Below are 18,314 nucleotides of genomic sequence, written 5' to 3'. Positions count from 1 at the left end.
TTTCGGGAGGGAAATCCGGGTTTTCCTGCCCGGATCCCGTTGAGGTGAGGTTTTTCGGGGGCTAAATCACAGCCGGCGATCGTACTCACAGGTGAGGATTTTCGGGATCCCTGTTTGCCCGAAAAATGGTCAAAGGTGAGGCTTTTCAGGACCTGTGATCCGACGAATTCGCTGAAAAGCCCGCCAGGACTGGCCGAAATCCGATTTTTTCTGTGCCACTTTTCGGCACAGGTGAGGTTTTTCAGGGGTCGACACACAGCTGTCGCATTCGCTTCGCTGCCTGAAAGGTGAGGCTTTTCGGGGGGCGATCGCCGGACACAGCGGAACGCCAGTTTCACCTAAGTATCGGATGGCATTGAGATTTTTGATACCGCGACGGTTACGGTGAGGTTTTTCGGGAGTCGCTTTTGCGTCCGTTGCAGCGCCGTTTTTTTCAATAAGGTGAGACTTTTCGGGAGGTCTTGGCGGCCAATCCCGCGTGTGTCGGGGATTCGTCGACATGCGGGTCACAGAATTATGGGTTGGTCGGGTGAGGATTTTCGGGACCGAACGGGTTCTGTGCGCTGTACAATGCGCGCCCGGGCTTGTGAAGCAGGCTCGCTTCACGCTTCGGAGCCGCTTTTCGGGCTGTGTTTCCGGATGCCGGACATGATCGCGATCGGCCGGACAGCCGCGCCTGTACATGCATACAGGCTCGCACAGGGCTGCCGAAGCGATGCCGTGACATGCAGTGGCGACGCTGTGACCGGTGCACGTCGAGGCAGTCGTAAAATTACGACAAATCGAAAGGTGAGGTGATACGGGAGCCGGTTTCGCACGTGTCGTGCACAGGCAAAAATCTGTGAGCCGGCGCATCCCGCGACACGTCTGGAAGAGTCCGGAACGCCCGGATTTCGGACCGGTGAGCGTTTTCGGGAGGCCGTTGGGGTGAGTGCCGCTTTGCACGCGTGCTTCACCGGCTATGGTGAGTATGTCGTTCTGGACGCACATCACCACAGGCGCTATCCTTCCGGGAAACTTCTCCTCCGACCCGACGCATGGCCACGAAGCGCGCCAAGAAAACCGATGTGGATGTGGTGAGTGCCAGTTCAGCCGAATTGCGTAAGGCCGTCGAGGCGATCGCAATTCAGCCGAAGAGCGGCAAGATCACGCTCCTGACCCGCAAGCTGTTCAACGTCCTGCTCGCCGTCGCGCAGCAGGCCGACGACTCGGGCGATACCTATCGCGCGCTGCTGTCGGACATCGTCGCCAACTCCGCTTTTGATTCGAACGACACCGCGCTGGTGAAGGAACACCTGCGCCGCATGGTGTCGGTCCAGGTCGAATGGAGCACGGGCACGTCGAGCCAGAAGCCGGGCCGCAAGTGGGGCATCTCGACGCTGATCGCCGATGCCGAAATTCTCGAGGATCCGGCCACCCGCCGCGTGTGGGTCGAATTCTCGTTCGCACCGAAGATCAAGAAGAAGCTGCTCGACCCGGTCCAGTACGCACGCCTGAGCCTGCAGTTCCAGAGCCAGTTGCGCAGCAGCGCCGGTCTGGCGCTGTACGAAATCTGCGTGCGCTATCTGACGAACCCGAGCCATCTGACGATGCGCGAGCCGTGGGAATGGTGGCGTCCGATTCTGTCGGGCACGCCGGACACGGAAGCCGGCGACGAGGCGAAGCGCGAGTACAAGTACTTCAAGCGCGACTATCTGCGTCCGGCGATCGCCGAGGTCAACGCGGTCACCAACATCTTCGTCGAGCTGATCGAGCATCGTGAAGGACGGCGGGTCGCGGAGATCCAGTTCCGTGTGACCGAGCGCAAGCAGCCGATGCTCGCACTCGACGAGCACCCGAACGTGTTCGACAGCACGCTGGTCGACCGGATGGTGAAGCTCGGGATCCCGCTCAAGGAAGCGCAGACGCTCTACGCGGACAGTGAGGAAAACCGGATTCGCGCGGCGCTGCAGATGACCGAGCAGCGGCTGCGCAGCACGACGCTGCCGCCGGTGCGCAGTGCGCCGGCGTTGTTCAAGGACGCGCTGAAGAAGGGTTATGCGCCGCCGGTCGAGTCCGTCGATGCGCTGCCGGCCGGCACGCCGTCGGCGAAGGTCGTCGCGGCGCAGCCGGACGATTTGAAGGCGCGTCTGCTGAGCGAATTCGCGGCGTTCCGCCGCAAGGAAGCGAAGGTGCTGTACGACGAGCAGGGTGACGCCGAGCGCGAAGTGGCGCGCGAGTCGTTCGAGTCGGAGGTGTTGCCGACGATGGGCTCGCACCTGCGTGACGATTGGCGCAAGCGCGGCCTCGAGTCCAAGCTGGCCGAGACGGCATTTTTCGATTGGCTGGCCCGGAAGACCTGGGGCGAGCCGACCGACGGCGACCTGCTGTCGTTCACCCTGAATCAATCGCGGGCCGCCTGAGGCCCGCTCAGGCCCTCTGACGGGCCGCCGCCGGCCGCCCGCCTGATCGGCGGGCCCGGCGCATCGCCAGGCCCTGCCGGCCGCTTCCCTCACTCCGACAACAGCATCCGCTCGAGCTGCTCGAGGATCGCGTCGCGCTTTTCCTTCGGAAGCCCGCGCAGGCGCAGTTCGATGCGGTCTTCGCCATACGACTTCAGGTCGCCGACCGACTTGCCGCCGAGCTTGATCTCCAGACGTTGCGCATAGCGCTGCCGCCCCGCCGGTTTCGGCGTCTCTTGTGCCGCGACACGGCCCTTGACGATGTCCGACACCTGACGCGTGCTGAGGTCGTCCGACACGATCTTGTTGATCAGTCGCAGCGTGGCCTCGGTGCCGCGCGCATTGTGATAACGGCCGACCTGATACGCCATGTTCGAACCGAAGCGATCGGGACGCGCGACCATCTCCTGCATGACGGTTTCCGGCAGCTTGCCGATCGACAGCGCAACGGCGACCGTCGACTCGTCGAGGCCAAGATGTTCGGACAGCTCCTTCTGGCTCTGGAAATGCTTGTCGTCGAGGAAGCGGCGCCATACGACGGCGTTGTCGAATACCGTCTGCGAATCGCGTTGCACGTTCAGGTCGTAACCGAGCTTGTAGCTCTGGATACCGATCGGCACGTCGATCACGATCGCCTTCACCGATTCCTTGTTCGCTTCCTTCAGTGCACGTACGCGGCGGCCGCCGTCGCTGACGAAATACGTGCCCGGATTGTCGTAGTCCGGAATCACGTGAATTGCCTGCTGTTGCCCCTGCTTCGCGAGGTTGACCGCGAGCTCGGCAATCGACGATTTCAGATAGAAGTGCCGCGGGTTGAACGGGCTATGCTTGATCGTCTTCAGCGGCAGCTCGATCACCTGACCGGGTGCATAGCGGTTCTCGAGACGCCACGCGCGGTATTGCGCCGACTCGTCGGTCGACGGATCGAGCAGGACTTCCGGAACGGGCGGCGGTGCGATGTCTTTCTTCGCCGACTTCGTCGGGGCCGGCGTAGCCGTCTCGGACTTGACGATGCCGTCGATGGCATTCAGCCGATCAAGTGCCGTGCGTTTTTCGCTCGTCGTGATATCCGGGCGCGCTTGGAATCCTTTTGCAAATTGGGAGGGCTTCATGTGACTCCTTTATGCGCATAAAGTCAGGGCAGCATGGCGACGATTTCGTCGGCACATGCGCGGATTTCCGCAGCGGCCAGCTTGGCGCCACGATCGTTCATCTGCAGCACGGTCTGACCGAGTGCCATCGCCTGCTTGTACGCTTCCCGGGTCGGGATTTGCGTCTTCAACAGCGGGAAGCCGAGTTCCTCGAGCGCGCGCTTGAGTTCGCGCGTCAGCATCCGCTTCTCTTCGGTCTTGTTCAGCAGGAAGACGGCGCGGAGGTCTTCGTTCATCACCTGCGCCTGCTGGATCAGCTTGACCAGCCCGACGCTCGACCAGTAATCGGCCGGCGACGACGAAGTCGGGATCACGGCAATCGATGCGGCCAGCAGTACGACGCCGGACACCTTCTCGGTGATCGACGGCGGGCAATCGACGACGATGATGTCGTAGTCGTTGATGAACTTCTTGATCTCGCGATGGATCTGGCCGCCGGCTTCGGCGAGGTTGACGACCGGGAAAGGAATGCCGGCGTCGCTATCGCCAGACGCGCTCGACCAGTGAACCAGTGTGTTTTGACCGTCAGCGTCGATGACGAGGACGCGCTTTCCTTTCTCGTGGAATGCAGCGCCGAGGTGCATGGCAATCGTGCTTTTGCCGACGCCACCTTTTTGTTGAGTGACTGCAATGATTTCTGCGGCCAATTTTCACTCCTGTTTTTGGTCGTTGGAATTCTACAGGACGATATTTATATTTCAATGAAATTGTCGTTCACCAACTACGCGTTAGCCATTCGGGATATCGGTTTATGCGCATAAACGAGGCGGCGAATATCGGGTGGCTGAGGCGCCGCAGTTGTGCGGCTATGAACGGTCGATGATTGGCTGGGTAGTGGACCCGCAGACGGGGCGGTTTCACGTCGGAAGAAGTCGGTTGCTCGCCGCGATGTGGAGGCACCTGCCCTCTCGCTTGTTCAGGATGCTTGCTGCCTTCGAGGGCGAGTTTGTGCGCATAAACTTCGGCGCTGCGGCGGGTATTCGCCAGAGGGGCACCACTCGATCTTGCGTCTGGACGGGTACGCTTGCTCTGCGCAGACTGCCGCGGATGCTCGGGATGCTCGGGATGCTCGGGATGCTCGGGATGCTCGGGATGCTCGGGATGCTCGGGATAGCGCGGCCGCTGCATGTTGTCCCCCCCCAACGTTTATGCGCATAAACCCGTCGAAGGTGGCGACCGCAAGGGTCGCGCGCTGACGGTGAACATAGGGGCGACGAGCGCCGCCGCATCGGGATGCTATCGAGCGCTGCCCCGCTGATTGCTGCAGGACTCAGGCGCAGGCCACGCGACGAGCGCGCCACTAGACCTGCCCGAATGCGCGCAGCTTTATGCGCATAAACTCAACGAGGCAGAGCGCGTTTGGCCATCTTCATGTTCGACACGATCCTGGCCGGCGGCCGTATCCGCATGGTGTAGCCGCCGCCCTGCGAGATGCGTTCGTGCGCGGCGAGGCTGTCCGCTTTTGCCGCTCTCGGTGTGCCATAGCGCGGAGCCATTGTTAGCCACGTTCCTTCGCCGGCCTCGAGCGTCTTGGTGCTCGACTGCGCAACACGCTTTATGCGCATAAACATTTCAAACACGCTTCGCTCGTACGGGGCCCGGCGACTCGCGCCTCGATCCCGCCGAACCCCTGCCCCCGCGCGACCTCTTTCCCACCCCGCCGAAACACCCACAATCAGACTGGCTACAATACGGGCCTCTACCATCCAGGCCTGAAAGATGATCACGATCTATCACAACCCCCGATGCTCGAAGTCTCGCGAGACGCTCGCGCTCGTCGATACGCTGAACACGACTGGCACGCCGGTGAACGTAGTCGAGTATCTGAAGACGCCGCCGACCGTTGGGGAGCTTGAAGCACTGCATCGTCAGCTGGGGCGTCCGGTGCGCGACATGCTTCGCGATGGCGAGGAGCCGTACAAGACGCTGGATCTGGCTCGCGCGGATCTCACCGATGCCCAGGCATACGAAGCGATTGCCGCTCATCCGATTCTGCTGCAGCGTCCGATCGTCGTGTATCGAGGCAAGGCAGCCATCGGGCGACCGCCTGAATCGGTGCGCGCGCTGTTCGAATAATTGTTGTTCGGCGTATTTTTCTGATCGCATCGCATCAGCCCGGCGCATGAGCACCGGGTTGATCGGTTGGGATCGCTCTGCGCGACGCACCGCCCGGACATCGCCTATCCGCGACACCTAAAAAACGCACCGGATCAGCCAACCGAAGTCGCGCACCGCTGACACCTCACCACACCGCCCTTCCCGCAGCTCGAAAACCGCAGCCGCCGGCAACGCACAAGCTACAACAGCCAAGCGCACCGGATTACCCGAGCACGTCCGCAGACCACGGACCATCCACCGCTCACATCACGCAGCCACCATCACCGCACGCCGCGCAAACCAGCCGCAGCGCAAAGCAGCAACCACCCCACCCACATCACCATCGTCACCGAGCGCCCCCTCACCACCCGGCCGGAACGACATCCACGCGACACCCCTAACCATCCCCCATCGCGTCCACCCCATCCCGCCCCGCCGCCACGTGCGCGGCAACCCTCAGCATCCCGATCTGTCCGCGATAAGCCCGGCATCCGCTACAAGTCGGCAAATGCACACGCACCTGCATCCGCTCGTGCAGCGTCAAACGCCGATCGAGCGCATCCGACAGCAGTCGCGTCACGTCGCTACATTTCCCAGGCAGCATCTTCGGTCGTCAGTCCTTGTTCGGTGAGGCAGGTGCGCAGGCGCGTGCGCGCCCGGTACAGTAGCACGCTGCAATGATTGGTCGTCAACGTCAATTCGCTGCAGATGTCCGCGATCTCGACATCGAGGAATTCGCGCATCATGAACACGCGTCCGATTTGCTCGGGGAGATGGTCGAGGCAGGCCTGGAACAGCGTCCAGAACTGCTGTTGCTGCAACAGCGTCTCGGGGCGCGGCCACGGTCGAGGCTTCGTATGCGCGGCCCAGTGTCCGTTTTCCTTGAACAACTCGCGATCGAGCACAGCTTCGCCGTCGAGTTCCGCATCGAGCGCGGACAGGCTCACCATCCGCTGCCGTGCGCGCAGGACGTCGATCAGCTTGTTGCGCAGGATGCCGAATACCCAGGTCTTGTGCGCGGACCGTCCGGCAAATTCCCCGGCGTGCGACCACGCGGCGGTCAGTGCTTCCTGCACGGCATCCTCTGCGGTGTCGGCGTCGCGGAGCTGAAGTCGCGCGAATCGCAGCAGGTCGCGCCGCAGTTGCGCCAGGTAGGCAGGGTCGTCGTACGCGGACGGCATGGTGGATCGGAAGCCTCATGAAGCGATCGCGAGTGCGCCACAGGGCGGGCGCGTCGCCGTGCGAGCAGCTTACTGGGCGCCGCGTCGGCCCGCAACGCATGTTCCGTCGCGAATTCACGAACGCGTCCGGTGCGCTGCGCTATGCTTGCCGGAACCCCGCGCCGCGCGCCGCGAAATCGCAACGCGGGCGGTTTGTAACGTCAGATCATAACGGTCAAGTTATCCACAATTTCTGTGGAAAACCTTGTGGAAAGTCGGCCGGGTGGCCCCGTGGGGCGGCTCACGGGCTGGCTTGCCTATAAACAGACCTTTGTCGCTTGTCCGGAATCAATCAATTCGATTCCTCACTCACCGGAAGGAGAAAGCCATGTCCTATCGTGTTGCGGTTGTCGTCGGCAGTCTGCGTCGCGGTTCCACGAACCGTGCGCTCGCGCATGCCGTCGTTTCGCTCGCCCCCGCCGACTTCTCGTTCGAATTCGTCGAGATCGGCGAACTGCCGCTGTACAGCCAGGACTACGACGCCGACTATCCGGAAGTCGCGAAGCGCTTCAAGCAGTCGATCGAAGCGGCGGATGCGTTGCTGTTCGTCACGCCCGAGTACAACCGGTCGATTCCGGGCGTGCTGAAGAATGCGCTGGATTGGGGCTCGCGTCCGTGGGGCCACAACTCGTGGTCGGGTAAGCCGGGGGCGGTGCTCGGCACGTCGCCGGGCGCGGTCGGCACGGCGCTCGCGCAGCAGCACCTGCGCAACGTGCTCGCGTATCTCGACGTGAAGACGCTCGGCCAGCCCGAGATGTTCATCAAGCACGACCCGGCCCGCATCGACGATCAAGGCCAGATCGTCAGCGAGGACACCCGCAAGTTCCTGCAGGGCTTCGTCGATCGCTACGTCGACTGGGTCCGCGTGCTGAAGGCGGCCTGATCGCCGCCTCCAGCACGCTGCCGGTGCCTGACTCGCGCGCTGCGGTTCAGGCGCCGGCATGCCGCGCATCGCGCGCTTCGCGAATCCCGAGCAGGATCTCGTCGAGCAGCGCGATGTCGAACGGCTTCGACAGCACGCGCACGTTGACGGTCCGCGTGCGGTCGAGTTCTTCCGCATAACCCGTGACCAGAATCACGGGCAGCTTCCCCGGCCGCTGGTCAATGGCTTCGGCGAGGTCGATGCCGTTCAGGCGGCCCGGCATGTGGATATCCGAGATCACCAGGTCGAACGCATCGTTCGCGGCCGCGCCTTCGATCAGGCGCAACGCGTCGTCGGCGGTGGGCGCATAGGTCACGCGGTGTCCGAGCAGCGTGAGCAGCGCTTCGGTGCCGGCCGCGACTTCGCCGTTGTCTTCCACGAGCAGCACGTGCAGCCCGGCGAGCGCGCCGGTATCGTGCGCGACGGGCTGCGGCCGCGCGACGATGTCCTCGACCCGTGCACGCGGCAGGTACAGGCGTACCGACGTCCCGGCGCCGACCGCGCTGTCGATCGTCGCCAGGCCGCCCGAGCGTTCGCAGAACGCGAACACCTGCGGCAACCCGAGCCCCGTCCCCATCCCGTGCGCCTTCGTCGTGAACAGCGGCTCGAACGCGCGCGCGAGCACGTCGGGCGCCATGCCCGAGCCCGTATCGTCGAGCGAGATCTGCACGAAATCGCCGGTCAATGGAAAGCCGTCCTCGCGACGCAGCGTCACGTTGCGCGCGCCGACCGTGAAGCGGCCGCCGGTCGACATCGCATCGCGCGCATTGACCGCGAGATTGATCACCGCGAGCTCGAGCTCCGCCACGTCGATACGGATCGGCCACACGCCGGGCTCGATCGCGACGACCAGCGACGACTTCGAACCGAGCGACGTCTTCAGCAGTTCGCGGCACGTGCCGACCCATTGGCCGACGTCGATCGTCTCGTTGTGCAGCGGCTGCTTACGTGCGACGCCGAGGAGCTGGCGCGTGAGCGACTGGCCGTTCTTCAGCGCGCGCTCGATCGCACCCAGCTCCTTGTCGAGATGCTGGACTTCGCGCCGCCGCACGATCTGCACGTTGCTCGAGATGATCATCAGCAGGTTGTTGAAGTCGTGCGCGACGCTGCCGACCAGGTTGCCGAGCGCCTGCATCTTGCGCGACTGCCGGTACGCCGATTCGATCGAGCGCCGCATCGACGCTTCCGCCTGCCAGCGGTCCCACGCCTGCTCTTCCGCCTTCAGCCGCTTCAGCGACAGCCAGATCACCGACCACAGCGCGATCGACGGCGCGAACATCGAAATGAACAGCACGCTCAGGTGTTCGTACCATTCGCGCCAGATGGCCGAGGTGCGGTATGCGCAGGTCACGTACACGGGATAGCTGCCGACCTGGCGGTACGCGACGATCTCGCTGCTGGCGCCTTCATGGCGCACCCGCACCACGCCCGCTCGCGGGTCGTTGTGCGGGTTGCCGAAGGTGGCGAGGCGATCGGTGTGCGCGAGCGCCGGCGGCGGCGGATACGACGCGATCACCGCGCCGTCGGAGCGCGCGAGCGCCATCGTCATCGGCGTGCTCACGCCGCCGAGCAGGTCGCGGTAGAACGCGTTGAAATACGACGACTTCAACGCGATCGACACCATGCCGGCGAACGAACCGTCGCTGTGGCGTCGCGCGACGCCGGTGTTGAACACGGGGATGTTCTCGAGCTTGAGCGGCCCCATCATCAGCCGCGAGATGTGTTCGATCACCTTGCCGTCGCGGATGCCGGCGAAGTCGTCGCGGTTCGCGATCGACGCATACGGCGCCGGATAGTAGAGACTGTTCGCGAGCAGCATCCCGCTCGCGCCGAAGATCGACACGGCCGCGACCTGCGGATAGCCGCCGCCGATCGTGTTCAGCGCGTCGTGAATGTCGGACTCGTCGCGGCGCACGGTGGCGTCGTCCATGTCCTGCACGAGGTCGACGATGCGCGCATCGAGGCTTTCGGTCAGGTCGAACACCTTGAGTGCATGTTCCTCGGCGACGCGCACGGTGCGCATCGTCACGTCGCTCGCCGCGGCTTCGCGCGCCTTCAGGTCGTTGTATGCCATGACCGACACGTAGATGCACGGCAGCACGATCGCCGCGACGAGCAGCACGATCAGCGTGACGCGCCGGACCGCGAAATCGTGTTCGGGTGCGCCGGACGCATAGCTGCCGTCGTCCTGCCAGTCATCGGCGGGCGGAGAGGCGGGTGTGCGGGAGTCGGCAGGCCGTTCGGACGTCATCGAAGGAAGCGGGTGAAGCAAAGGTGCATGCAATCATAAACGAGTTGCGTGCGCCCGCCGCGCCGCCGCACGCGTGCCCGACCTGACGATTCCGACAGGGGCTAAATGAAAGATTGAAAACGCGACAAATCCGGCAGCGCAAACGTACACAAAGAAAAATTTTGCGTACTTATCTTTAAAACAGGCGCGGCTGTTTTCGGAATGTCGGGGGATCGGACCGATTTTGTTCGAAATGGTGAAAATGGCGAGTTGCACCGCCTCCGGTTTACTCAGAGAATCGCGCGTTGCTTTCCCTATGACAGATATATGCGCCCGCCGGCGTTTGCCGCGCGGTGCGTCGCGTGTTCGTGCGCGGCGCCCGCGCCCGGCCGCCCGGCGGTTGCCCGCGCTTGATTGCAGCACGGCTCAAGAAGTGCGCCGTGCGGTCGTTAACGCGAGAGAGACCATTCCGTATACCGCTGCACGCCATGCCTTTGCCGATTGTGATTGCCGACGATTCCCTGCTCGCTCGCAAACTTCTGACAAAGGCGCTGCCGGGAGACTGGGACGTCGACGTCGCGTATGCGGCGAATGGTCTTGAGGCGCTGGCGCTCTATCGTGACGGCAAGGCTTCCGTGATGTTTCTGGACCTGACGATGCCCGACATGACGGGCTATCAGGTCCTGGAGACACTGCGCCACGAAGATCTGAACACGTTCGTGATCGTGGTATCCGCCGATATCCAGCCGCAGGCGCAAGTCCGCGTGCGCGAGTTGGGCGCGATCGCATTCGTTGCCAAGCCCGTGACGTCGGAGGCATTGCTGCCCATTCTCAAGGAGTATGGGTTGTATGCCTGAATCGGTGTTCACGGCGGAGCAACGCGACGCGTTGCAGGAAATCGCCAACCTCGCGATGGGCCGCGCCGCCGCGCGGCTCGCGCTGCTGCTCGGGCATTTCATCGAGCTGTCGGTACCGCGCGTGCGCGTCGTGAAGGCCGCCGACGCGGGCGCCGCGCTGCGCGACATGACCGGCATTCACGACAACGTGACGGCGGTGCGCCAGGGATTCCGTTCCGACATCAAGGGCGAGGCGATCGTGCTGTGCCGAAGCGCGGGCGTCGCGCGGCTGATGTCGCTGATGGATCGCACGTTCGGCGACGGCGTATACGGCGGCATGGCGACCCAGGACGAACTCGTGTTCGACGTCGCCAACGTGCTGATGAGCGCATGCGTCGCGTCGATCCTCGACGAACTCGGCCGCAAGCCGGTGTTCTTCCCGCCGGGGCTGCTCGGCGCGAACGTGTCGTTCGACGACGTGTTCCAGCCGAACGCGCTCGCGTGGAGTGTCGCACTGCTGCTCGAAGTGAATTTCGGGCTCGAGGATCGCGCGTTTCGCGCACATTTCGTGATGCTGATGGCCGAGGATTCGATCCGGTTGATGGGCGACGCGCTCGACGCGTTGTTGTCCGCGCTATGACCGCCACCACCACCGCTGCTGCGTCGCTGAGCGATCTCGTGATCGAGCGGGTGGGCTTCGGCTTGTTCGTGCTCGATCGCGCGATGACCGTGCTGATGTGGAATCGCTTCATGCAGGACCACAGCGGCATTGCGGCCGACGACGTGATCGGCCGCAACCTGTTCGACTGCTTCCCGGACCTGCCGCGCGCATGGCTCGAACGCAAGCTCGAGAGCGTGTTCCAGCTCGGCAGTTTCGCGTTCAGCTCGTGGGAGCAGCGGCCCTACCTGTTTCGCTTCGAGCACGACCGGCCGATCACGGGCGGCGTCGACTACATGCAGCAGGACTGCACGTTCATGCCGCTCACACGCGGCCGCGAAGTCGAAGCCGTGTGCGTGACGATCTCGGACGTCACGCACGTGAGCGTGATGCAGCGCGAGCGCGAGGAGGCGGTTGCGAAGCTGCGCGAACACGCGAATCGCGACGGCCTCACCGGCATCGCGAACCGGCGTTTCTTCGAGGCGCGGCTCGGCGACGAGTTCGCGCGCTGGCAACGCTACGGCGGCGACCTGTCGGTGCTGCTGTTCGATCTCGACCACTTCAAGACGATCAACGACCGGTTCGGGCACGCGGTCGGCGATGCGGTGTTGCGCGAGACGGCGCGCCGCGTCGCGTCGGTCGTGCGCGCACAGGACACGTTCGGCCGTTTCGGCGGCGAGGAATTCGCGCTGCTGCTGCCGTGTACCAATCTCGACGAGGCGGTGCGGGTGGCCGACAAGGTGCGCGATGCGATCGGCAGCACGCCGGTCGACGCGGAAGGCGTCAGCGTGCCGGTGACGGCGAGCGTCGGCGCCGCATGCGCGACGGCGGGCGCGCCCGCGAGCGACGCGCTCGTCAACGACGCCGACACCGCGCTCTATCGTGCGAAGCGGCTCGGGCGCGACCGGTCGATCGCGTACGCGTGAGCGTCGCGCCGCTGCTTCGCGAGGGCGGTGGCGGTCAGCTTTTCGCGATGTCCGCGAGCACGCCGGCCAGCACGGCGGGCTGCGACACGAACGGTGAATGACTGCTGTCGAGCTGGTGCACGTGCGTCGGGTTGCCGGGCGCGAACGCGTCGGCTTCGTCGATGAAGCGCTGCTGCAGCGCGGGCAGGATCACGCGATCCTGCAGGCACTTGATGTAGTGACGGTCGATCGCACCCCAGCGGGCGGCGGTCGTCGGGATCGCGGTCGCGAACGGCGCGGCCGGCACGTCGCAGGTCATCAGGTTCGCCACCGCTTCGAAGTCGGCCTGCGACACGTCGTCGTACAGCGCGCGCTTGGCCATCTCGCGATACGCGGCGTCGCCGCTGCGCGGATCGATCCGCAGCGCCCCCGCGACGCGCGGGCTCGCGAGCATCAGCGGACCGAGCATCTCGCCCTTGTTTTCGGGCGCGCGCACGTAGTCGAGGCCCGGTACGCCGGACGCGGGCATGAACGCCGCGAGATACACGACCTTCGCGATCTTCTCCGGCGCACGCTCCGCCGCGGCCGTGATCGCGAGGCCGCCCATGCTGTGGCCGACCAGCACGACCTTGCCGTGGCCGAGCGCGTAAGCGTCGTCGACGGCCTGCATCACCTGCGACGCGTAGTCGTCGAGCGTCGTGTTCGCGACCGGCGACGGCTCGGCGCCGAACGCCTCCTTGTCGAGCGGTCGTTCGAGATAGGACGCGGGAAAACGGGCATTGATGCCGTGCGCCGGCAGGTCGCGCGCGATCGACAGATAGCCGCGCGCGGCCAGTGCGGCCGCGACGTGCGCGTAGCACCACGCACCGTGCCATGCGCCGTGCACCAGCACGAAAACGGGATGGCCGGACTGCGGGGTGGCGGTTACGTTCGTCTCCATGGTGTCCGTGTTTTTTTGAGAAAGACGTTCATCTTAGACGATGCTGCGCGCGTTCAAGCATCAACGCGGCGGCCCGATGCCGCGCACGTTCGTACCGGCTGTCACGATCGCGCCCTTTTGTCTCGTACAGGCCACATTTCGTCCGGATCTGATTTGATTTTGCGCGGAAGCGCGTTAATTTGACGCTTTGTTCACGATTGCGCCCATGAACGTCGACTACCTCTTCTATCGGAAGCCGGACAAGCCCGGCCCCTATTCCCTCGACGACCTGGGCGAGATCGCGCCGCCGATCGGCCTGAGCGACGCGGTGCGTGCCGGAATCGCGCGCGTATTCGAGCAGATCGACTGGCAGGAGTCACCTGACGTGCCGGGCGCATGGTTCGGCACCGGCGGCCCGTCGTTCCAGTTCACGGCGGAATCCGACGGGCATGTGACGAGCTTCATGGGCTCGCGTCTCGAACGCCGCTCGATGCTTCAGCTGACCCGGGAAATGGGGCTCATCGCGCTCGATCTGCAGGGCGACATCGTCTACGGCTGACGGGCGGCGCGACGCCGTTCGCCGCCGCGGCCCGCCCTGCCGACCCGGCGCTGCCCCGAGTGGCACCGAGCAGCCTTGAGCGGCCCGCCAGGCGTGGTGCGTGTCCGCCATCGAACTTCAAAGATTGCTATACTTTCGCCCAATTCCGGCTTCCGGCCGGTAATTTGTGCCTGTCTGCGTCGATCGTTAGCATATCTCGCACGCATTTGACGCCCTGACCAACCCAGCCGGGCATGGCTTCTTCAATCGCCCCGCGTGGGTGTCTCCGTGGAGCTCGTCTTGGCCGTTTCCAATCTCGTCGTGGACGAACAAGAAACCGACGCCGCTGCCGTCACATCGGGCAGTTCTTTCTATTTGGCAATGCGCATCCTGCCCGCCGTGCAGCGCGACGCGATGTTCCAGGTCTACGCGTTCTGCCGCGCGGTCGACGACATCGCCGACAGCGACCTGCCGCGCGCCGAGCGCAACGCGGGCCTCGATCGCTGGCGCGCGGACATCGACGCATGTTTCGCCGGCCAGCCGCCGCGTCATCTGGTGGCGCTCGAGCGCGAGATCCGCGCGTTCAACCTGCAGCGCGACGACTTCCACGCGATGATCGACGGGATGGCGATGGACGCCGCCGAAGACATCTGCGCGCCCGACGAGCCGACCCTCGACCTGTTCTGCGATCGCGTGGCGAGCGCGGCCGGTCGTCTGTCGGTGAGGATTTTCGGGATCCCGGAAGCGGAAGGAATCACGCTGTCGCACCACCTCGGCCGCGCGCTGCAATTGACCAACATCCTGCGCGACATCGACGACGACGCGGCGATCAACCGCTGCTACCTGCCGCGCGAACTGCTCGCGCGCGAAGGCATCGCGATCACCGATCCGGCCACGATCGTGCGCGATCCGGCGCTGCCGCGCGTGTGCGCGACGCTGGTCGAGCGTGCCATCGAGCACTTCCGCCAGGCCGACGCGGTGATGGACACCTGCACGCGTGCGCAGGTGAAGGCGCCGCGCATCATGTCGGGCGCGTATCGCTGCATTCTCGACGCCGCGATCGCGCGCGGCTTCGCCGCGCCACGCGCGCCGTTGCGCAAGCCGAAGGCGCGCATGCTGATGATCGCCGCGCGCTACGCGCTGTTCTGAGCCGATGCCCAGAACCGTCCACGTGATCGGTGCAGGACTCGCGGGCCTGTCGGCTGCCGTCGAGCTGCAACGCCGCGGGCGGCGCATCGTGCTGCACGACGCGCATGCGCACGCGGGCGGCCGCTGCCGCTCATGGTTCGACGGGACGCTGAACACGACGCTCGACAGCGGATTGCACCAGGTTTTCGCGGAGCAACCCGCCATGCAGCGCTACCTGCGCGCGATCGGTGCGGCCGATCAGCTCGCGGGGCCCGCGCTGCCTGAATTTGCGATGGTCGACGTCGCGTCGCAGCAGCGCTGGACGCTGCGCTTCGGCAACGGACGCTGGCCGTCGTGGCTGTTCGACGCGGCATCGCGCGCGCCGGGTACGACGCCGCTCGACTACCTCGTGCTCGCGTCGCTCGCGTTCGCGCGCACGGGCCGCTCACTCGCACAGACGATGCGATGCGACGGCGTGCTGTGGGAACGTTGGCTGCGGCCGTTTTTCCTTGGTGTGCTGAACGTCGAGCCGCGTCACGCGAGCGCCGAGCTCGCGCGCGCGGCGCTGTGCGGCACGTTCGCCGCGGGCGGCGCCGGTTGCCGTCCGCTCGTCGCGCGCCACGGGCTCGGCAGCGCGTTCGTCGAACCGGCGCTGCGGATGCTGCAGCATGGCGGCGCGCAGATCCGGCTGAACTCGCGGCTCGACGCGCTCGAATTCGGCGCGCACGGCAACGCGGTCGATGCGGTTGCGATCGGCGGCGAGCGCATCGATCTCGCGCCGGGCGACGCGGTCGTGCTGGCCGTGCCGCCCGAGGTCGCGCAGCCGCTCGTACCGGATCTGACCGCACCCGACACGTTCGGCGCGGTCGTGACCGCCTATTTCGCGGTCGACACGCCGGCCGGCAGCCCGCTGCAGACGAGCGTCGTCAACGGCGTGGTCGACGCGGTGCGTACCGGTGGCGGCCCGCTTGCGGCGACGATCCGGGACGCGGGCCGCTGGCTCGACATGCCGCGCGACGAGCTCGCGCGGCGCATCTGGGAAGACGTCGCGCGCGTGAGCGGCGCGAACCCGGACACCCTTCCCGCGTGGCAGCTCGTCGTCGAGCCGCGCGCGGGTTTTGCGGCGGTGCCGTCGCAGGAAATGAAACGCCCGGCCGTGCGAACGCGCTGGACCAATCTCGTGCTGGCAGGCGACTGGATTGCCACCGGCCTGCCCGCCACGATCGAGGGCGCGATCCGTTCCGGCCATCTGGCCGCGGACGTGCTCCAGACACAGTAAGCAACAGAGGGACCGATGAACGATCTCACCGATATGGCTACCCTGTCCGCCGGCACCACGCCGGCCGGGCTCGACGCGGCCGTCGCCGGCGCAACCGACGCGCTGCTGGCCGCACAGAAAGCGGACGGACACTGGGTCTACGAACTCGAGGCCGATTCGACGATTCCGGCCGAATACGTGCTGCTCGTCCACTATCTCGGCGAGACGCCGAACCTCGAGCTCGAACAGAAGATCGGCCGCTATCTGCGCCGCATCCAGCAGGCCGACGGCGGCTGGCCGCTGTTCACCGATGGCGCGCCGAACATCAGCGCGAGCGTGAAGGCGTATTTCGCGCTGAAGGTGATCGGCGACGACGAAAACGCCGAACACATGCAGCGTGCACGCCGTGCGATCCACGCGATGGGCGGCGCGGAGATGTCGAACGTGTTCACGCGCATCCAGCTCGCGCTGTACGGTGCGATTCCGTGGCGCGCGGTGCCGATGATGCCGGTCGAGATCATGCTGCTGCCGCAGTGGTTCCCGTTCCATTTGTCGAAGGTGTCGTACTGGGCGCGGACGGTGATCGTGCCGCTGCTGGTGCTGAACGCGAAGCGCCCGCTCGCGAAGAATCCGCGCGGCGTGCGCATCGACGAGCTGTTCATCGACCCGCCCGTCAACGCCGGGCTGCTGCCGCGCCAGGGCCACCAGAGCCCCGGCTGGTTCGCGTTCTTCCGCGTGGTCGACCATGCGCTGCGCGCGGCCGACGGGCTGTTCCCGAGCTACACGCGCGAGCGTGCGATCCGTCAGGCCGTGTCGTTCGTCGACGAGCGCCTGAACGGCGAGGACGGCCTCGGCGCGATCTATCCGGCGATGGCCAACTCGGTGATGATGTACGACGTGCTCGGCTATGCGGAGGATCATCCGAATCGCGCGATCGCGCGCCAGTCGGTCGAGAAGCTGCTCGTCGTGAACGACGACGAAGCGTATTGCCAGCCGTGCCTGTCGCCGGTGTGGGACACGTCGCTCGCCGCGCATGCGCTGCTCGAAACCGGCGACGCGCGTGCCGAGGACGCGGTGATGCGCGGCCTCGACTGGCTGCGCCCGCTGCAGATCCTCGACGTGCGCGGCGACTGGATCTCGCGCCGCCCGCACGTGCGGCCGGGCGGCTGGGCATTCCAGTACGCGAACGCGCACTATCCGGACGTCGACGACACGGCCGTGGTCGTGATGGCGATGGACCGCGCGCAGAAGCTCCGGCACACGGACACGTATCGCGATTCGATGGCGCGCGCGCGCGAATGGGTCGTCGGCATGCAGAGCAGCGACGGCGGCTGGGGCGCGTTCGAACCGGAAAACACGCAGTACTACCTGAACAACATCCCGTTCTCGGATCACGGCGCGCTGCTCGATCCGCCGACGGCCGACGTGTCGGGCCGCTGCCTGTCGATGCTGTCGCAACTCGGCGAGACGCCGCTGAACAGCGATCCGGCCCGCCGCGCGCTCGACTACATGCTGAAGGAACAGGAGCCGGACGGCAGCTGGTACGGCCGCTGGGGGATGAACTACGTGTACGGCACGTGGACGGCGCTGTGCTCGCTGAACGCGGCCGGCCTGACGCCGGACGACCCGCGCATGAAGCGCGGCGCGCAGTGGCTGCTGTCGATCCAGAACAAGGACGGCGGCTGGGGCGAGGACGGCGACAGCTACAAGCTGAACTACCGCGGCTTCGAGCAGGCGCCGAGCACGGCGTCGCAGACGGCCTGGGCGCTGCTCGGCCTGATGGCGGCCGGCGAGGTGAACAACCCGGCCGTTGCACGCGGCGTCGATTACCTGATCGCGCAGCAGAACGACGAAGGCCTGTGGGACGAGACGCGCTTCACCGCGACCGGCTTCCCGCGCGTGTTCTATCTACGCTATCACGGCTATCGCAAGTTCTTCCCGCTGTGGGCGCTCGCGCGCTATCGCAACCTGAAGCGCGCGAACGCGACGCGCGTGACGGTCGGGATCTGAC

Annotated in this window: 17 protein-coding genes; 10 read left to right on the top strand and 7 right to left on the bottom strand. The window is 65.4% G+C overall.

Annotation, left to right across the window (positions count from 1 at the left end; all coding sequences use genetic code 11):
- Nucleotides 1–1,037: 1,037 nt before the first annotated feature.
- Nucleotides 1,038–2,402 carry a replication initiation protein gene (locus BX604_RS29600; RefSeq protein ID WP_098554388.1) on the top strand — a complete coding sequence of 455 codons (1,365 nt, stop codon included), beginning with the start codon at nucleotides 1,038–1,040 and terminating at the stop codon, nucleotides 2,400–2,402.
- A gap of 89 nt (nucleotides 2,403–2,491) precedes the next feature.
- Here the strand turns inward: BX604_RS29600 and BX604_RS29595 are convergent, their stop codons facing one another.
- The 3 genes from BX604_RS29595 to BX604_RS29585 all read right to left on the bottom strand — a co-directional run bounded on the left by BX604_RS29595 (nucleotide 2,492) and on the right by BX604_RS29585 (nucleotide 5,172).
- A complete protein-coding gene (locus BX604_RS29595; RefSeq protein ID WP_098554387.1) occupies nucleotides 2,492–3,553 on the bottom strand; it encodes a ParB/RepB/Spo0J family partition protein in 1,062 nt (353 codons plus the stop codon).
- 23 nt (nucleotides 3,554–3,576) lie between these two features.
- Entirely contained in the window at nucleotides 3,577–4,239 is a 663-nt protein-coding gene (gene parA / locus BX604_RS29590; protein ID WP_040138954.1) for a ParA family partition ATPase, read from the bottom strand.
- A 693-nt stretch (nucleotides 4,240–4,932) separates the two neighbouring features.
- Nucleotides 4,933–5,172, bottom strand: coding sequence for a hypothetical protein (locus BX604_RS29585; protein ID WP_143748145.1), 240 nt, complete (start codon nucleotides 5,170–5,172; stop codon nucleotides 4,933–4,935).
- Between the two features lie 139 nt (nucleotides 5,173–5,311).
- Between BX604_RS29585 and arsC the strand changes: the two genes are divergently transcribed.
- Nucleotides 5,312–5,668 (top strand): arsenate reductase (glutaredoxin), encoded by a 357-nt coding sequence (gene arsC, locus BX604_RS29580; RefSeq protein ID WP_098554385.1) that lies wholly within the window; start codon nucleotides 5,312–5,314, stop codon nucleotides 5,666–5,668.
- A gap of 418 nt (nucleotides 5,669–6,086) precedes the next feature.
- On the opposite strand, the gene BX604_RS29575 is transcribed toward arsC, so the two are convergent.
- A complete protein-coding gene (locus BX604_RS29575) occupies nucleotides 6,087–6,293 on the bottom strand; it encodes a zf-HC2 domain-containing protein (RefSeq protein WP_098554384.1) in 207 nt (68 codons plus the stop codon).
- Nucleotides 6,274–6,870: an RNA polymerase factor sigma-70 gene (locus BX604_RS29570; RefSeq protein WP_098554383.1), complete on the bottom strand. Its 597-nt coding sequence runs from the start codon at nucleotides 6,868–6,870 to the stop codon at nucleotides 6,274–6,276. Before BX604_RS29570 ends, BX604_RS29575 begins: the two co-directional genes overlap by 20 nt.
- Nucleotides 6,871–7,237: 367 nt before the next feature.
- On the opposite strand from BX604_RS29570, the gene BX604_RS29565 reads away from it, so the two are divergent.
- Entirely contained in the window at nucleotides 7,238–7,792 is a 555-nt protein-coding gene (locus BX604_RS29565) for an NADPH-dependent FMN reductase (RefSeq protein ID WP_098554382.1), read from the top strand.
- Nucleotides 7,793–7,838: 46 nt separating this feature from the next.
- Here BX604_RS29565 and BX604_RS29560 read toward each other — a convergent pair whose 3' ends face one another.
- The gene (locus BX604_RS29560) at nucleotides 7,839–10,082 is read right to left on the bottom strand and encodes a hybrid sensor histidine kinase/response regulator (RefSeq protein ID WP_098554381.1); all 2,244 of its coding nucleotides are present in this window, start codon (nucleotides 10,080–10,082) and stop codon (nucleotides 7,839–7,841) included.
- A gap of 467 nt (nucleotides 10,083–10,549) precedes the next feature.
- On the opposite strand from BX604_RS29560, the gene BX604_RS29550 reads away from it, so the two are divergent.
- Genes BX604_RS29550 through BX604_RS29540 form a run of 3 tightly spaced genes read left to right on the top strand, consistent with a single transcriptional unit; the run spans nucleotide 10,550 to nucleotide 12,481 of the window.
- Nucleotides 10,550–10,918, top strand: coding sequence for a response regulator (locus BX604_RS29550; RefSeq protein WP_098554380.1), 369 nt, complete (start codon nucleotides 10,550–10,552; stop codon nucleotides 10,916–10,918).
- Nucleotides 10,911–11,537, top strand: coding sequence for a chemotaxis protein CheC (locus tag BX604_RS29545; protein WP_098554379.1), 627 nt, complete (start codon nucleotides 10,911–10,913; stop codon nucleotides 11,535–11,537). Before BX604_RS29550 ends, BX604_RS29545 begins: the two co-directional genes overlap by 8 nt.
- Nucleotides 11,534–12,481 (top strand): sensor domain-containing diguanylate cyclase, encoded by a 948-nt coding sequence (locus BX604_RS29540; protein WP_098554378.1) that lies wholly within the window; start codon nucleotides 11,534–11,536, stop codon nucleotides 12,479–12,481. The genes BX604_RS29545 and BX604_RS29540 overlap by 4 nt, the downstream gene beginning before the upstream one ends.
- 34 nt (nucleotides 12,482–12,515) lie before the next feature.
- On the opposite strand, the gene BX604_RS29535 is transcribed toward BX604_RS29540, so the two are convergent.
- The gene (locus tag BX604_RS29535) at nucleotides 12,516–13,400 is read right to left on the bottom strand and encodes an alpha/beta fold hydrolase (protein WP_098554377.1); all 885 of its coding nucleotides are present in this window, start codon (nucleotides 13,398–13,400) and stop codon (nucleotides 12,516–12,518) included.
- A 205-nt stretch (nucleotides 13,401–13,605) separates the two neighbouring features.
- Between BX604_RS29535 and BX604_RS29530 the strand changes: the two genes are divergently transcribed.
- The 4 genes from BX604_RS29530 (at nucleotide 13,606) to shc (ending at nucleotide 18,313) form a co-directional block, all read left to right on the top strand.
- Nucleotides 13,606–13,938 carry a hypothetical protein gene (locus BX604_RS29530; protein WP_098554376.1) on the top strand — a complete coding sequence of 111 codons (333 nt, stop codon included), beginning with the start codon at nucleotides 13,606–13,608 and terminating at the stop codon, nucleotides 13,936–13,938.
- A gap of 279 nt (nucleotides 13,939–14,217) precedes the next feature.
- Complete coding sequence (gene hpnD / locus BX604_RS29520) at nucleotides 14,218–15,066, top strand: presqualene diphosphate synthase HpnD (protein ID WP_098555079.1); 849 nt, start codon at nucleotides 14,218–14,220, stop codon at nucleotides 15,064–15,066.
- Nucleotides 15,067–15,070: 4 nt separating this feature from the next.
- Complete coding sequence (gene hpnE, locus BX604_RS29515; protein ID WP_098554375.1) at nucleotides 15,071–16,324, top strand: hydroxysqualene dehydroxylase HpnE; 1,254 nt, start codon at nucleotides 15,071–15,073, stop codon at nucleotides 16,322–16,324.
- Between the two features lie 15 nt (nucleotides 16,325–16,339).
- Nucleotides 16,340–18,313, top strand: coding sequence for a squalene--hopene cyclase (gene shc / locus BX604_RS29510; RefSeq protein ID WP_098554374.1), 1,974 nt, complete (start codon nucleotides 16,340–16,342; stop codon nucleotides 18,311–18,313).
- The last annotated feature ends 1 nt before the right edge of the window (nucleotide 18,314 follow it).

The sequence above is a fragment of the Burkholderia sp. JKS000303 genome, from assembly GCF_002563755.1.
GTDB classification, from domain to species: Bacteria; Pseudomonadota; Gammaproteobacteria; order Burkholderiales; family Burkholderiaceae; genus Burkholderia; species Burkholderia anthina_B.
Note: the sequence above shows the minus strand (reverse complement) of the source record. Positions and strands in the feature narration are given on the sequence as shown.